Here is a 14,117-nt window from a genome sequence, read left to right as displayed (position 1 = left end):
GGCGGGCGGCGGGGCCGCTCAACTCGCCTCGAACGTAACCCTTTAACCCTTTCGCACACCTGCGAAACTTCCCGGCGACAGCTCGTACGCCCTTGACAGAGTGGTGTTCGGTTGCCGACACATCGTGCCGGGTCCGGCGGATTGTGTTGCCGCTGAGTGGTGACACGCCATAGAGTCGCCAACCGTCGGCATGGTGCCACGCTGACCTATCGATAAGTGTCCTGGTCACGTCCGAGGAGGTAAGACGACTTGTGAATGAGTCGACATTTGCTCCTGGGGGTGGTCGAGCAGGTACGCCTGCGCGGGGTCAGGGCCCTGCCGGAATCGAAGCTGTCGGCTCCGTCGCAGTCCGCACCTTCGCAAACCACCAGCGCATGACGACGCCCCAAAAGAGCATGGACGGCCTAGACGTGAACTCCAGGGCCGGCGACCTGAGCGGCGAAAAGCCCGTGGGTTTCGCCGACTACGACAAGGTGCCCGAAGGGCACTTCTACGACCCCGACGCGGAGTACGAGCCGGACCCCGAGTACGCGGCCACTCTCGCCCCCGACGCTGCCCGCCAGCGCCGTGAGCGGATCGGCCCGACCGGACGCCCGCTGCCGTACTTCCCGATCCCGGGTCCGCTGACCGACCACGGTCCGGCGAAGATCATCGCGATGTGCAACCAGAAGGGCGGCGTGGGCAAGACCACGTCGACCATCAACCTGGGTGCCGCTCTCGCCGAGTACGGGCGCCGCGTGCTGCTCGTCGACTTCGACCCCCAGGGCGCACTGTCCGTGGGTCTCGGCGTGAACCCGATGGAGCTCGACCTGACGGTCTACAACCTGCTCATGGAGCGGGGCATGTCGGCCGACGAGGTGCTGCTCAAGACGGCGGTTCCGAACATGGACCTGCTGCCGAGCAACATCGACCTGTCCGCTGCGGAAGTGCAGTTGGTCAGTGAGGTCGCGCGCGAATCGACGCTGCAGCGGGCCCTGAAGCCCCTGATGGCCGACTACGACTACATCGTGATCGACTGTCAGCCCTCGCTCGGTCTGCTGACCGTGAACGCCCTGACGGCGGCTCACAAGGTCATCGTGCCGCTGGAGTGCGAGTTCTTCGCGCTGCGCGGTGTGGCACTGCTGACCGAGACCATCGAGAAGGTGCAGGAGCGGCTCAACCCCGAGCTGGAGCTCGACGGCATCCTCGCCACGATGTACGACTCCCGTACGGTGCACAGCCGCGAGGTGCTGGCGCGCGTGGTCGAGGCCTTCGACGACCACGTCTACCACACGGTCATCGGCCGCACGGTGCGCTTCCCGGAGACCACGGTCGCCGGTGAACCGATCACCACGTACGCCTCCAACTCCGTCGGCGCCGCCGCCTACCGCCAGCTGGCCAGGGAGGTGCTCGCCCGGTGTCCCGCCGAGTGAGTCTGCCCGGAGCCGACGAACTGTTCCGTACGACCGGGGGGATGGCGCTGACGTCGTCCTCGCCGGCGTCGCGGGGAGTCGAACACGCCGCGTCGGCGGCGGAGGGCACGGCGGGGGAGGGCCGCAGCCGGGAGGCTGAGGCCGGTACGGAGCCGGGAGTGGGCGCGCAGCGGCGTCCGCAGGAAGGTTCCGGTGGCGTCGCCGTCCCGGCCCCTTCGCCCGGCCGGGGCAAGGGCCAGGGCCGCGGTGCGAACCGGCGGCCCAGCGGGCGCGAGCGGCACGACGAGAAGATCACGGTCTACGTCTCCGCCGAGGAGCTCATGGACCTGGAACACGCGCGGCTGGTGCTGCGCGGGGAGCACGGTCTCGCGGTCGACCGCGGCCGCATCGTCCGCGAAGCGGTCGCCGTGGTCCTGGCGGACCTGGAATCCCGCGGCGACGCCAGCATCCTGGTCCGCCGCCTGCGGGGCCGCTGACCCCTTTTTTGACGCGGCGCTCGCACGGATCGGCCCTGGCGGGCCTCACCGCCACGCTGCGGAGCAGCTCGTGTCACAGCGCGCCGCTGCGCCGGACTCCGTCCGTCGAAGCCTGGGCGGGGTCCCGGCCGGCACCGCCCGTGGCCCCCGCCGCCCGCGGCCCCGCCGGGCCCGCCCTGGCGGGTCCCCGCGCCGGGCCGACGGCCGCGCGTGGGAGCCTTGGGCACGGGCTCCCGGCCCCGGCCCGACCGGCCGCTCCCTTCCGCACCACCCTGGACCGCGATGCCCTCTCCCGCCGAACCCGGCCACCCGTCCCGCCGCCAGCTGGGCCGCGGCCCGGGCGTCCCCGTGGCGGTGGAGGAGGAGCCTGCGGGGTCCCTGGCGGCCCCTAGCGGCTCCGTGGGCCCCGTAGAGCCCGCAGGGGCCCCGTACGGGCCCGCCGAGGCCCCGGAGGCCGCCGGTGCGACCCCTGCGGCCGGGGCGGCCGAAGGGGCGCCCGAGGGGGGCGACGGGGCGCCAGGGGTCGAGACCGGGGTCGGGGCCGGTGGTGACGGGCGGTTCACCCTGCGGCTCGCCAACTTCGAGGGGCCCTTCGACCTGCTGTTGCAGCTCATCTCCCGGCACAAGCTCGACGTCACCGAGGTCGCGCTGTCGAAGGTCACCGACGAGTTCATGGCGCACATCCGTGCCATGGGGCCCGACTGGGACCTCGACCAGACCACCGAGTTCCTGGTCGTCGCCGCCACCCTGCTCGACCTGAAGGCCGCCCGGCTGCTGCCCGTCGCCGAGGTGGAGGACGAGGCCGACCTCGCGCTGCTGGAGGCCCGGGACCTGCTCTTCGCGCGGCTGCTCCAGTACCGGGCGTACAAGCGGATCGCCGAGATCTTCCAGGAACGGGCCGAGAGCGAGGGGAAGCGGTACCCGCGGACCGTCGCCCTGGAGGCCCGCCTCGCCGAACTCCTTCCCGAGGTGGTCATCGGCATCGGCGGCGAAGGGCTGGCGCGCCTCGCCGTCAAGGCCATGCAGCCGCGGGCGAAACCGCAGGTCTACGTGGACCACATCCACGCACCGCTCGTGAGCGTCCGGGAGCAGGCCGGGCTGGTCGTGGCGCTGCTCAAGGCGCGCGGCGAGGCCACCTTCCAGGAACTCACCGAGGACGCGGGCGACACCCTCACCGTGGTCGCGCGCTTCCTGGCCCTCCTGGAGCTCTACCGGGAGAAGGCGGTGGTCCTGGACCAGGAAGAGGCCCTGAACACGCTCACCGTGCGCTGGAGCGGCGGGGACGGGGACGGCATGCCGAGGGTGACGGACGAGTTCGACCGGATCGTGGAGGTCCAGGAGTGATCGCGGGAACGAGCGGTACCGGGGAGCGGGAGCGGGAGCGCCCGGCGGGAGGCGGCGAGGTGGCCGGGCTGGCCCTGAAGCCCGCCCTGGAGGCGGTCCTCATGGTCGTGGACGAGCCGGCGACCGAGGCGCACCTCGCCAAGGTGCTGGAGCGGACCCCCCGGGAGGTCGCGGACGCGCTGCGCGAGCTCGTGGACGAGTACGAGATCCAGGGCCGCGGATTCGAGCTCCGGCTGGTCGCCGGGGGCTGGCGGTTCTACAGCCGCGGGGCCTACGCGCCGGCGGTCGAGGCCTTCGTACTGGACGGCCAGCAGGCCCGGCTCACCCAGGCGGCCCTGGAGACGATGGCCGTCGTCGCGTACCGCCAGCCGGTCAGCCGGTCGAGGGTTTCGGCGGTCCGCGGAGTCAACTGCGACGGGGTCATGCGCACCCTCCTCCAGCGGGGTCTGGTGGAGGAGGCGGGGACGGAACCCGAAACAGGTGCGATCCTGTACAGGACGACGAACTACTTTCTGGAGCGGATGGGCCTGCGTGGCCTGGACGAGCTCCCGGAGCTCGCGCCCTTCCTCCCCGAGGCGGACGCGATCGAAGCCGAGACGCAAGAGGGTGTTCCGTCGTTCGATCCGGATTCTCCGGATACCGATGAAGACGACAAGACGACGGAACTTTGATGCGAAGCAGCGGCAACGGCAACGGTGGCGGCAACAGGAACAGCAGCGGCGGTGGTGGCGGCGCGCGCGGTGGCTCCCGCGGCGGCAGCTCCAGCGGCGGCGGTGGTGGCTACCGCGGTAGCGGCTCCGGCGGCGGCAGCGGCTCGGGCGGCGGCTCCCGCGGCGGCAGCTCGGGCGGTGGCTACCAGGGCGGTGGCTCCCGCGGCGGCAGCACGGGTGGCGGCTCCCGCGGCGGCAGCTCGGGCGGTGGCTACCAGGGTGGCGGCTCCCGCGGCGGCAGCACCGGCGGTGGCTACCAGGGCGGTGGCTCCCGTGGCGGCAGCTCCGGCGGCGGCTACCAGGGCGGCGGCTCCTCCGGCGGCTACCGCAGCGGCGGCAGCTCCAGCGGCGGCGGCTACCAGGGTGGCGGCTCCGACTCGCGTGACCGCGACCGCGAGCAGGCCCCCCGCATCCGCAACCCCCGCCCCGAGGAGCGTCGCTACGACGTGGGCCCCGAGGGCGAGCGCAACGGCCGCGGCGGCGCCAAGGCCGGCGGCGGCGGTGCCCGTGGCGCGGCCGACGGCAACCGTGGTGGCGGCGCGCGCGGCGCGGCGGCCCGTGGTGGCGCCAAGGGCGGCCCCAAGGTCTCCCGGACCCCCGGCATCGGCGGTGCGGGCGGCCCCCGCATCGGCCCCGGCAGCCGCAGCGGTCAGTCCAAGCCGCGCGAGCTGGAGGCGCGGATCGAGGAGCGCGTGCGCGACCGCTACGCCGACAAGCCCGTGATCAAGACCCCGAAGACCTTCCCGGGCGCCGAGGAGGAGGGTGAGCGTCTGCAGAAGGTGCTCGCCCGTGCCGGCATGGGTTCGCGCCGTGCGTGCGAGGAGCTCATCGAGCAGGCCCGCGTCGAGGTCAACGGCGAGATCGTGCTGGAGCAGGGCAAGCGCGTGAAGCCCTCGGACGAGATCAAGGTGGACGGCCTGACCGTCGCCACCCAGTCGTACCTGTTCTTCGCGCTGAACAAGCCGGCCGGCGTCGTCTCCACCATGGAGGACCCGGACGGCCGCCAGTGCCTCGGTGACTACGTCACCAACCGTGAGACGCGTCTCTTCCACGTCGGCCGGCTCGACACCGAGACCGAGGGCATCATCCTGCTCACCAACCACGGTGAGCTGGCCCACCGCCTCACGCACCCGAAGTACGGCGTGAAGAAGACCTACGTCGCCGCGATCACCGGCCCGCTGCCGCGTGAGATCGGCAAGCGCCTCAAGGACGGCATCGAGCTGGAGGACGGGTACGCCCGCGCCGACCACTTCCGCGTCGTCGACCAGCTCGGCAAGAACTACCTGGTCGAGGTGACCCTCCACGAGGGCCGCAAGCACATCGTCCGCCGCATGATGGCGGAGGCCGGCTTCCCGGTCGAGAAGCTCGTCCGGACCGCCTTCGGCCCGATCGAGCTGGGCGACCAGAAGTCCGGCTGGCTGCGCCGCCTGACCAACACCGAGGTCGGCATGCTCATGCGCGAGGTCGGTCTGTAAGGCCCACCCCCCTCGCTATCGGAAACCCGCGGTGCCTTCGGGCGCCGCGGGTTTTCTGCTTGTGCGGGGCCCGAAAGCGCTTGTGCGGGCCCGCGCTCCTGTTTATAGTCAACATGACCATAAAGAGAGCGGGGGTCGTCATCATGGGGTGGCAGACGAGCTGGACCGAGATCCTCGGATTCGCCACAGGAGCCCTGTGCGTCTGGCTGGTCGCCCGGCAGCACATCGCCAATTGGCCGATCGGCATCGCCAACAACATCTTCTTCATCGTGCTCTTCGCCCAGGCCGGCCTCTACGCCGACGCCGGGCTGCAGATCGTCTTCATCGCCCTCGCCGCGTACGGCTGGTGGTCCTGGACCCACGGGGGTGGACCAGGAACCGCCGGAGCCCTGCCGGTGCGCCGCACCACGGCCACCGAATGGGCCTGGCTGGCCGCGGCGGGGGCGGTGGGGGTGCTAGGGCTGACGCTCCTGCTGGGCCGCGCCACCGACTCCACCGTCCCGTTCTGGGACGCGCTCACCACCGGGCTCTCGCTCGCGGCCACCTACGGGCAGTGCCGCAAGCTCGTCGAATCCTGGTGGCTGTGGATCGCCGCCGACCTCGTGTACATCCCGCTGTACGTGTACAAGGGGCTCTACCTGACCTCCCTGCTCTACGTGGTCTTCCTCGCCCTGTGCGTGGCCGGACTCCTCGGCTGGCGCCGGGCGCTCCCCGCACGGGAGGCCCGTAGGACCCTGGAGGCGACGGCATGAGGCGCCGCGACAAGCCCGTCCGCGAACCCGTCCACGGCGAGACGCTCCACCAGCGCGGCCTGGTGCTCGGCAAGTTCTATCCGCCGCACGCCGGCCACCACCACCTGGTGCGCACCGCCCAGGACCAGTGCGAGCGGCTGACCGTGCTCGTCTGCGCGGCCTCCGTGGAATCGGTGCCGCTCGCCGACCGGGTCGCCTGGATGCGCGAGGCGCACCCGGGAGCCGAGGTCGTCGGCGCCGTCGACGACATCCCGGTCGACCTGCACGACCCGGCGGTCTGGGAGGCGCACATGGCGATCTTCCGGCGGGCGGTGGGCCACCGGATCGACGCCGTCTTCACCTCCGAGGAGTACGGGACCGAGCTCGCGCGGCGGTTCGGGGCCGAGGAGGTCTGCGTGGACCGGGACCGGACCCTCTTCCCCGTGTCGGGCACGGCGGTACGGGCGGACCCGGCCGGGAACTGGGAGTTCCTGGGACCCGCCGTACGGGCCGCCCTGACCCGGCGGATCGTCGTGCTCGGCGCCGAGTCCACCGGCACGACCACCCTCTCGCGGGCGCTGGCGGAGCACTGGCGGCGGCGCGGCGGGGTCTGGGCGAAGACGGGCTGGGTCGAGGAGTACGGCCGGCGCTACAGCGAGGAGCGGCTCGCGGCGGCCCGCGCGGCGGACCCGGCGGCGACCTGGGCCGATGTGAGCTTCGCCTCGGCGGAGTTCCCGGTGATCGCGCGGCGGCAGGACGCGGAGGAGGAGCGGGCGGCCCGGCTGGGATCGCCGGTGCTCTTCTGCGACACCGACTCCTTCGCCACCGGCATCTGGCACGAGCGGTACATGGGCGGGCGGAGCGAGGAGGTCGAGCGGATCGCCGCCGGGACCCACCGTGACCTGTACCTGCTCACCGACCACGCGGATGTCCCCTTCGAGGACGACGGGCTGCGCGACGGACCGCAGCTCAGACCCTGGATGACCGGCCGGTTCCGGGAGGAGCTGGAGCGGACCGGGAAACGCTTCCTGGTGGTGAGCGGGGACCGCGAGACGCGGCTGGCGACGGCCATGGCCGCCGTGGACGAACTGCTCGACGAGGGCTGGCAGTTCGCGGACCCACTGCCGGAGCGGGGGCCCGTCCGGGTGCCGGAGCAGGGTCCTGGACCGGGTCCGGTTCCGGAGACCGGTCGGACGCGGGAGCGGAGCCGATGAGTGCTGCCGGACCCCGCTACGACCCTTCGGCCTTCGAGCCGTTCGCGGTGACCGTGGACCTCGCCGTCTTCACCGTGCGCGGCGGGATCCTGCACGTCCTGCTGATCCGCCGCGGCCAGGAACCGTACGCGGGCGCCTGGGCGCTGCCCGGCGGGTTCGTGCTGCCCCGGGAATCCGCGGAGACGGCCGCCCGGCGGGAACTGGCCGAGGAGACCGGCCTGCCGGACAGCACGGTCGCCGCGCTCCACCTCGAACAGCTGCGGACGTACAGCGACCCGGACCGCGACCCCCGGATGCGGGTGGTCTCGGTGGCCTTCACGGCGCTCGTCCCCGACCTGCCGGAACCGGCGGCCGGGGGCGGCGGGGACGCGGACCGCGCCCGCTGGGTGCCGGTGGGGGAGGCGTCGGGACCGGGCCCGGGCCCGGGACCGGGCTCCGGACTGGCCTTCGACCATGCGGAGATCCTCGCCGACGCCCGTTCCCGCGTCGGCGCGAAGCTGGAGTACAGCTGCCTGGCCACCGCCTTCTGCCCGCCCGAGTTCACCCTCGGCGAGCTCCAGGCCGTCTACGAGACCGTCTGGGACACCGCCCTGGACCGCCCCAACTTCCGCCGCAAGGTCCTGGCCACGCCCGGCTTCGTCGAGGCCGTGCCCGGAGCCGCCCGGCTCACCGGCGGCCGCGGCAAACCGGCCGCGCTGTACCGGCCCGGACCCGCGACCAGCCTGCACCCGCCCCTGCTCCGCCCCACGGAAGGACCCACGCGATGACGAGGACCGCGAAGCGAGCGGCGACGGGCGCCATGATCGGCCTGGCCCTGGGGGACGCGCTCGGCTTCCCGACGGAGTTCAACGACGTACCGGGGATCCTGGCGAAGACGGGCCCTTGGCGGCAGATGAGCCTGCCCCGCCCGGCGATCGTCACGGACGACACCCAGATGACGCTGGCCTTCGCCCGGGGCATACGGACCGCCGCGGAGCGGGGCCGGGTGGGGCCGCTGCGCCTCGCCCGCCCGGTCCGGGAGGAGTTCGTCGACTGGTACCTCTCCCCGGAGAACAACCGGGCCCCGGGCAACACCTGCCTGAAGGCGTGCAACCTGCTGAAACTCCCCGAGCGGGACTGGCGCGACGCCAGCCAGATCGGCTCCAAGGGCTGCGGCGCGAACATGCGGGTGGCGCCGGCCGGGCTGGTGCCCGGCTGGACGGAGGAGGAGCGGGCCGGCGCGGCCCAGCTCCAGTCGGCCCTCACCCACGGCCACCCGACGGCGCTGGCCGCCTCCGACCTCACGGCACGGGCCGTGTACCTGCTGGCGCGGGGCGCCGAACCGACCGGCCTGGTCGGCCTCCTGCGCTCCTACGCGCTGGAGAACCGCACCCGCTACCACGAGCGCTGGCTCGGCGACCTCTGGACGCGCACCTCCTGCGACGCCTCGGCGGAGTCCTTCATGGCACGGGGCTGGGACGAGTGCCTCGCGGCCTTGGACCGCCTCGCCGCCGCCCTGCGCACCCCCTCCCCGGAAACGGACCCCTGCCTCACCACGGGCGACGGCTGGATCGCCGAAGAGGCCCTGGCCACCGCCCTCCAGTGCTTCCTGCTCTTCCCCGATGAACCCCTCCTGGCCCTGCGCCGCGCGGCCTGCACGGCGGGGGACTCCGACTCCATCGCCTGCCTGGCCGGCGCCTTCGCGGGCGCCCACCTCGGCGCGGACGTCTGGCCCCGCGACTGGGAGGGCCGCATCGAGTACCGGGACGAGCTGCTGGCCTTCGGCGCGCTCTGGGATGCGGAGACGGCCTAGCCCAGGCCCAGCCCAGGCCTAGCCCAGGCCTAACCCAGCGCCGACGCGCGGCGGCTGCGGAGGAGGAAGTCCTCCACGCGGGGGAGGTCCGGGCCCTCGGGGAGGGGGGTCGTGGTGAGGGCGGACTCCGATTCCTCCACCAGGCGGGTCATCCAGGCGTCGACCTCGTCCCAGCCGAGCTCGCCGCGGCGGACGGCGAGGAGGCGGTCGCGGTAGGGGCCCGCGTCGATCACCAGGCGGCCCGTGCGCAGCAGGTCGCGGCAGGACAGGAGCAGCCGCAGCAGGTGCATGGCGTGCTTCCAGCGCGGGGCGCCGTGGTTGCGGAGGTCCGCGAGGAGCTTGCCGCGCTGAGAGGCCGCGTACCTGCTGAAGGTGGTGTGGGCCCGACGGGAGAGGAACGCCTCGCGCAGGGCGAGGAGTTCCTCTCCGACCGGGGTGAGGTCTTCGACGAGGGGGGAGTGCAGGCACTCCAGGATGTTCGGGTTGGCGCGCAGGGCGAGCTCGCAGAAGCGTTCCAGCTCCCAGGAGAACTCCTCCTCCCGCGGCCCCTCCACGTGCGTCGGCGGCTTCTCGAAGCGCCAGAAGAGCGGGGTCGGGGCGAGGTAGACACCGCGCCGGTCGGTGTCACTCGCCTCGGTCGCCAGGCCGAACGCCCTCGAACCCATCACGCACGCGTAGACCGTGTGGTCCCTGACCAGGGTGAGTTCGAGCGGCTCGGGCGTCGGCTTGTCGTTCATCCCGGGAGCGTAGGCGGCCGGGTCGCCGCTAGGCGAGCGAGATATCGCCCGCCGGGGAGACCTCGATCTTCTTCTCCGCCAGCGGCCGGGTGGCCGGGCCGTGCGCCACCGCCCCGTCCGCGACCTGGAACTTGCTGCCGTGGCACGGGCAGTCGATGGTGCCGCCCTCCACCTTGGCCACGATGCAGCCCTGGTGCGTGCACACCGCCGTGAAACAGCGGAAGGAACCGGCCGTCGGCTGGGTGACGACCAGCTTCTGGTCCTTGATGATCGTGCCGCCGCCGACGGGTACGTCCGCGGCCTTGACCAGGGTCTTCTTCCCGCCGGCGGGGGCCGAGGCCTCCGGGGACTTCGCGGCGGGCGAGCTGCCGCCCTCGTCCTTCGGCTTCGTCGTTTCGTCGGCGCCTCCGCACGCGGTGAGCACGCCGCCCGCCAGGGCGGTCGCGCCGACCGCCAGGACGGTGCGCCGGGCGGTGAGGCTGGGGTCGCTCATGAGTTCTCCTCGGGTGATCGACGGGCTGGCGAGAGGCATCCTGACGTGTGAACGGGCTCCAGGAAAACCCCGCCACGCTCTGGCTCAGTCAGTTCTCCAGCCGCCAGGGGACGAGTTCGGCCGGAGATCCGGGCGTGCGTACGACCTCCCACACGTGGATCACGGCGTCCCGGTTCAGCGGACCGTGGACGTGCGGGTAGCGGGCCCCCGGACCTTCGTCCCGGCGGACCTCCGAGGTCAGGGCGTGCTCGTCGAGTTCCAGGGCCAGCAGGGTGCCCGGTACGTCCGTGTAGTGCGAGGAGGCGATCGCGAGCGCGGTCTCCGGGTCGGCCGAACAGTGGACGAAGCCCTCGGAGCCGAGCGAGGCGGGGGCGTACGGGAGCGCGGGCTCGGCGGTCCAGTCGGCGAGCGGTACGAGGTGGAAGATCATGCCGATCGTTCTACCGCAGCGGCCGCGCCGTTCCGCGCCGTGTTCTGCGCCAAGTGGCGGACCCGCCCGCTCTGGGTGACATTGTCCGTATCTCGAAGCCGGGTACGCCCTCTTCCGCGCGCCCCGGTCCCTCTTCGAAAGGCAGCACCATGGCGGGTAATGACCTCGGCTCCCTTCTCGGCTCCCTTCTCGGTGGCGGCAGCGGCGGACAGGGCGGCTCCGCCGGCGGCGGCGCCGGCAACATCCTCGGCGCACTGCTCGGCGCGCTCGCGGGCGGCGGTGGCGGAGCCCAGGCGGCCGGCGGAGGCGCGAACAACCCGCTCGGCGGCCTGCTGGACATGCTGACCAAGTCGGGCCTGGTGGACCAGGCCCAGTCCTGGGTCGGCACGGGAGAGAACCAGGCGGTCAGCGGCGCGCAGATCGCCGAGGCACTGCCGGACGAGACCCTGCAGAAGGTCGCCGAGCAGGCGGGCGTCAGCCCGCAGGACGCGGCCGCCCAGATCGCGCAGGCGCTGCCGCAGGCCGTGGACAAGCTGAGCCCGACCGGCTCTCTGCCTTCCGGTTCGCTGGAGGACATCATCAAGCAGCAGAACCTGTAAGGCAGTCGGTTCCCGCGAGGGCCCGGCGGTCCGTCCCACCGGACGGACGGCCGGGCCCTTCCGCGTCCCGGCTGGCTACCCTGGGACAGGCACCGCCGCCACCGTCCCGATCTTCTCCCTACCCCTCCCTGGAGCGCCCGTGAGAACCGCCGTCGTCATCGGAACCGGACTGATCGGCACCTCCGCGGCGCTCGCCCTCGCCGCCCGCGGGATCGCCGTCCACCTGGTCGACCGCGACGCCGCGAACGTCCGTACGGCCGCTTCGCTCGGCGCCGGTTCGGAGGAGCCCTGCGAGGGCCGGGCCGACCTCGCGATCATCGCCGTACCGCCGGCCCACGTGGCCGCCGCCCTCGCCGACGCGATCGGCCGGGACCTGGCCCGCGCCTACGTGGACGTGGCCAGCGTCAAGGGCGGCCCGCGCCGGGAGCTGGACGCGCTCGGAGTGGACACGAAGGCCTACATCGGTACGCACCCGATGGCGGGCAAGGAGCAGTCCGGGCCGCTCGCGGCGACGGCGGACCTCTTCGAGGGCCGTCCCTGGGTGCTGACCCCGGCCCGGGAGACCGACCACGAGGTGCTGAACCTGGCGCTGGAGCTGGTGGCCCTGTGCCGGGCCGTCCCGGTGGTCATGGACGCCGACGCGCACGACCGCGCCGTCGCGCTGGTCTCGCACACCCCGCAGCTCGTCTCCAGCATGGTCGCGGCCCGCCTGGAGGAGGCCGACGAGACGGCCGTCCGGCTGTGCGGACAGGGCATACGGGACGTGACGAGGATCGCCGCTTCCGACCCGCGGATGTGGGTGGAGATCCTCTCGGCGAACCCGGGACCGGTGGCGGACGTACTGGCCGGCATCGCCGCCGACCTGGAGGAGACCGTGGAGGCCCTACGGGGCCTGCAGTCGGCCGACGAGGACAAGCGGCGCGGCGGGGCGGCCGGCATCGAGGACGTGCTCCGGCGCGGCAACGCCGGGCGGGTCCGGGTGCCGGGCAAGCACGGCGCGGCGCCCGCGGCCTACGAGACGGTGGCCGTGTTCATCTCCGACCAGCCGGGCGAACTGGCACGGATCTTCGCCGATGCCGGGCGGGCCGGCGTCAACATCGAGGACGTGCGGATCGAGCACGCGACGGGCCAGCAGGCGGGCCTGGTACAGCTGATGGTGGAACCGCGGGCGGCCGCGGGCCTGGCGGCGGACCTGCGGGAGCGGGGCTGGGCGCTGCGCCAGCAGTAGCCGGGCGCTCATCCGGCGGGCGGCGGCGAAAAGCCCGGTAACCTGGAGGAGGGGCGCTATTGGCGCGCCCGGACACGTACGCGCAACCAGGAAGGTGCCCGCACCGTGGAAACCGCAGCTCCGTCCGCCGTGATCGTCGCCATCGACGGTCCCTCCGGCACGGGCAAGTCCAGCACTTCCAAGGCCGTGGCCGCCAAGCTCGGGCTGCGCTACCTGGACACCGGTGCCCAGTACCGGGCCATCACCTGGTGGATGATCACCAACGGCGTCGACACCGACGACCCGCAGGCCATCGCCATCGCCGCGGCCAAGCCGGCCGTCGTGTCCGGCACGGACCCGTCCGCGCCCACCATCACCGTCGACGGCCTGGACGCCTCCGGCCCGATCCGGACCCAGGAGGTCACCTCCAAGGTCAGCGCCGTGAGCGCCGTCCCCGAGGTGCGCACCCTGATCACCGAGCTCCAGCGCTCCATCGCCGCCCGGGCGGCCGAGGAGGCCGGCGGGATCGTCGTCGAGGGCCGGGACATCGGCACCACCGTGCTGCCCGGCGCCGACCTGAAGATCTACCTGACCGCCACGGCCGAGGCCCGCGCGGCCCGCCGCAGCGGCGAGCTGCGCGGCAAGGAGGCCACGGACCTCGCGGCCACCAAGGAAGCGCTGATCAAGCGCGACGCCGCCGACTCGGGCCGCAAGACCTCCCCGCTGGCCATGGCCGGCGACGCCGTCGAGGTGGACACCACCGAGCTCACGCTCGACCAGGTGATCGAGTGCGTGGTGACTCTGGTGGAAGAGAAAAGGACGGTCCGCTCGTGAGCGATACGCCCTCCCTCAAGGGTGCGGCGGTCGGCCGGCGGATCGGCATCGGTCTCATGTACGGCCTGTGGAAGCCGCGCGTACTGGGGGCCTGGAAGGTCCCCGCGTCCGGCCCCGTGATCCTGGCCGTGAACCACTCCCACAACATCGACGGACCCATGGTCATGGGCACCGCCCCCCGGCCGCTGCACTTCCTGATCAAGAAGGAGGCGTACGTCGGCCCGCTCGGCCCCTTCCTCGAAGGGATCGGGCAGGTGAAGGTGGACCGCTCCGGCGCCGACCGGGGCGCGATCGGCCGCGCGCTGGGCGTGCTGGAGAACGGCGGAGCCCTGGGGATCTTCCCCGAGGGCACCCGGGGCGAGGGCGACTTCGCCTCGCTGCGCGCGGGCCTCGCGTACTTCGCGGTCCGTGGCGGCGCACCCATCGTGCCCGTCGCCGTACTGGGCAGCACCGAGCGCAGCGGCCGCGTCGTCAAGGCGCTGCCGCCGCTGAGGAGCAGGGTCGACATCGTCTTCGGCGATGCCTTCGACGCCGGGGACGGCAGTGGCCGCCGTACTCGTACCGCGCTGGACCAGGCCACCGTACGCATCCAGGACCGGCTGACCGCCCACCTGGCCGATGCCAAGCGCCTCACCGGGCGCTGAGCGAGACTTGACCTAGTAG

At 72.9% G+C, this 14,117-nt stretch carries 16 protein-coding genes; 13 read left to right on the top strand and 3 right to left on the bottom strand.

Features of this window, described 5'->3' with window-relative positions:
- Positions 1–251: 251 nt before the first annotated feature.
- From ACFXDJ_RS17975 to ACFXDJ_RS17935, 9 genes are all read left to right on the top strand, one after another.
- Positions 252–1,412, top strand: coding sequence for a ParA family protein (locus tag ACFXDJ_RS17975; protein ID WP_384656661.1), 1,161 nt, complete (start codon positions 252–254; stop codon positions 1,410–1,412).
- Complete coding sequence (locus ACFXDJ_RS17970; protein WP_384849502.1) at positions 1,397–1,888, top strand: hypothetical protein; 492 nt, start codon at positions 1,397–1,399, stop codon at positions 1,886–1,888. The genes ACFXDJ_RS17975 and ACFXDJ_RS17970 overlap by 16 nt, the downstream gene beginning before the upstream one ends.
- A 282-nt stretch (positions 1,889–2,170) precedes the next feature.
- The gene (locus ACFXDJ_RS17965; protein WP_384658812.1) at positions 2,171–3,232 is read left to right on the top strand and encodes a segregation and condensation protein A; all 1,062 of its coding nucleotides are present in this window, start codon (positions 2,171–2,173) and stop codon (positions 3,230–3,232) included.
- Positions 3,232–3,903 (top strand): SMC-Scp complex subunit ScpB, encoded by a 672-nt coding sequence (gene scpB, locus ACFXDJ_RS17960; protein WP_384658826.1) that lies wholly within the window; start codon positions 3,232–3,234, stop codon positions 3,901–3,903. The genes ACFXDJ_RS17965 and scpB overlap by 1 nt, the downstream gene beginning before the upstream one ends.
- Entirely contained in the window at positions 3,903–5,417 is a 1,515-nt protein-coding gene (locus tag ACFXDJ_RS17955) for a pseudouridine synthase (RefSeq protein ID WP_384658809.1), read from the top strand. Before scpB ends, ACFXDJ_RS17955 begins: the two co-directional genes overlap by 1 nt.
- A 113-nt stretch (positions 5,418–5,530) precedes the next feature.
- Complete coding sequence (gene pnuC, locus ACFXDJ_RS17950) at positions 5,531–6,169, top strand: nicotinamide riboside transporter PnuC (RefSeq protein ID WP_384658806.1); 639 nt, start codon at positions 5,531–5,533, stop codon at positions 6,167–6,169.
- Complete coding sequence (locus tag ACFXDJ_RS17945; protein ID WP_384658802.1) at positions 6,166–7,362, top strand: AAA family ATPase; 1,197 nt, start codon at positions 6,166–6,168, stop codon at positions 7,360–7,362. Before pnuC ends, ACFXDJ_RS17945 begins: the two co-directional genes overlap by 4 nt.
- A complete protein-coding gene (locus ACFXDJ_RS17940; RefSeq protein WP_384658799.1) occupies positions 7,359–8,129 on the top strand; it encodes an NUDIX domain-containing protein in 771 nt (256 codons plus the stop codon). The genes ACFXDJ_RS17945 and ACFXDJ_RS17940 overlap by 4 nt, the downstream gene beginning before the upstream one ends.
- Positions 8,126–9,154, top strand: a complete 1,029-nt coding sequence (locus ACFXDJ_RS17935) for an ADP-ribosylglycohydrolase family protein (RefSeq protein WP_384658797.1) — start codon at positions 8,126–8,128, stop codon at positions 9,152–9,154. The genes ACFXDJ_RS17940 and ACFXDJ_RS17935 overlap by 4 nt, the downstream gene beginning before the upstream one ends.
- Before the next feature lie 29 nt (positions 9,155–9,183).
- Here ACFXDJ_RS17935 and ACFXDJ_RS17930 read toward each other — a convergent pair whose 3' ends face one another.
- The 3 genes from ACFXDJ_RS17930 to ACFXDJ_RS17920 all read right to left on the bottom strand — a co-directional run bounded on the left by ACFXDJ_RS17930 (position 9,184) and on the right by ACFXDJ_RS17920 (position 10,814).
- Positions 9,184–9,891, bottom strand: a complete 708-nt coding sequence (locus ACFXDJ_RS17930; RefSeq protein WP_384658794.1) for a DNA polymerase beta superfamily protein — start codon at positions 9,889–9,891, stop codon at positions 9,184–9,186.
- A 28-nt stretch (positions 9,892–9,919) separates the two neighbouring features.
- The gene (locus ACFXDJ_RS17925; protein ID WP_384658791.1) at positions 9,920–10,384 is read right to left on the bottom strand and encodes a Rieske (2Fe-2S) protein; all 465 of its coding nucleotides are present in this window, start codon (positions 10,382–10,384) and stop codon (positions 9,920–9,922) included.
- 88 nt (positions 10,385–10,472) lie between these two features.
- Positions 10,473–10,814: a DUF952 domain-containing protein gene (locus ACFXDJ_RS17920; RefSeq protein WP_384658788.1), complete on the bottom strand. Its 342-nt coding sequence runs from the start codon at positions 10,812–10,814 to the stop codon at positions 10,473–10,475.
- Between the two features lie 71 nt (positions 10,815–10,885).
- Here ACFXDJ_RS17920 and ACFXDJ_RS17915 point away from each other — a divergent pair, with 71 nt between their 5' ends.
- The 4 genes from ACFXDJ_RS17915 to ACFXDJ_RS17900 all read left to right on the top strand — a co-directional run bounded on the left by ACFXDJ_RS17915 (position 10,886) and on the right by ACFXDJ_RS17900 (position 14,098).
- Entirely contained in the window at positions 10,886–11,413 is a 528-nt protein-coding gene (locus tag ACFXDJ_RS17915) for a YidB family protein (RefSeq protein WP_384658823.1), read from the top strand.
- Between the two features lie 139 nt (positions 11,414–11,552).
- Positions 11,553–12,641, top strand: a complete 1,089-nt coding sequence (locus ACFXDJ_RS17910; protein WP_384654436.1) for a prephenate dehydrogenase — start codon at positions 11,553–11,555, stop codon at positions 12,639–12,641.
- 105 nt (positions 12,642–12,746) lie between these two features.
- Positions 12,747–13,454, top strand: a complete 708-nt coding sequence (gene cmk / locus ACFXDJ_RS17905; RefSeq protein WP_384654433.1) for a (d)CMP kinase — start codon at positions 12,747–12,749, stop codon at positions 13,452–13,454.
- Entirely contained in the window at positions 13,451–14,098 is a 648-nt protein-coding gene (locus tag ACFXDJ_RS17900; RefSeq protein WP_384654430.1) for a lysophospholipid acyltransferase family protein, read from the top strand. Before cmk ends, ACFXDJ_RS17900 begins: the two co-directional genes overlap by 4 nt.
- Positions 14,099–14,117: the final 19 nt, after the last annotated feature.

It is taken from the genome of Streptomyces sp. NPDC059443 (assembly GCF_042750105.1).
Taxonomy (GTDB): Bacteria; Actinomycetota; Actinomycetes; order Streptomycetales; family Streptomycetaceae; genus Streptomyces.
The sequence above is the reverse complement of the archived record's forward strand: the minus strand, read 5'-3'. Positions and strand labels throughout refer to the sequence as shown.

Excerpts from the sequence above, each read along its gene's own strand:
- pnuC (WP_384658806.1), top strand. The coding sequence starts at position 5,531 with ATGACCATAAAGAGAGCGGGGGTCGTCATCATGGGGTGGCAGACGAGC.
- ACFXDJ_RS17945 (WP_384658802.1), top strand. The coding sequence starts at position 6,166 with ATGAGGCGCCGCGACAAGCCCGTCCGCGAACCCGTCCACGGCGAGACG.
- ACFXDJ_RS17925 (WP_384658791.1), bottom strand. The coding sequence starts at position 10,384 with ATGAGCGACCCCAGCCTCACCGCCCGGCGCACCGTCCTGGCGGTCGGC.
- ACFXDJ_RS17965 (WP_384658812.1), top strand. The coding sequence starts at position 2,171 with ATGCCCTCTCCCGCCGAACCCGGCCACCCGTCCCGCCGCCAGCTGGGC.
- ACFXDJ_RS17940 (WP_384658799.1), top strand. The coding sequence starts at position 7,359 with ATGAGTGCTGCCGGACCCCGCTACGACCCTTCGGCCTTCGAGCCGTTC.
- ACFXDJ_RS17935 (WP_384658797.1), top strand. The coding sequence starts at position 8,126 with ATGACGAGGACCGCGAAGCGAGCGGCGACGGGCGCCATGATCGGCCTG.
- ACFXDJ_RS17920 (WP_384658788.1), bottom strand. The coding sequence starts at position 10,814 with ATGATCTTCCACCTCGTACCGCTCGCCGACTGGACCGCCGAGCCCGCG.
- ACFXDJ_RS17955 (WP_384658809.1), top strand. The coding sequence starts at position 3,903 with ATGCGAAGCAGCGGCAACGGCAACGGTGGCGGCAACAGGAACAGCAGC.
- ACFXDJ_RS17930 (WP_384658794.1), bottom strand. The coding sequence starts at position 9,891 with ATGAACGACAAGCCGACGCCCGAGCCGCTCGAACTCACCCTGGTCAGG.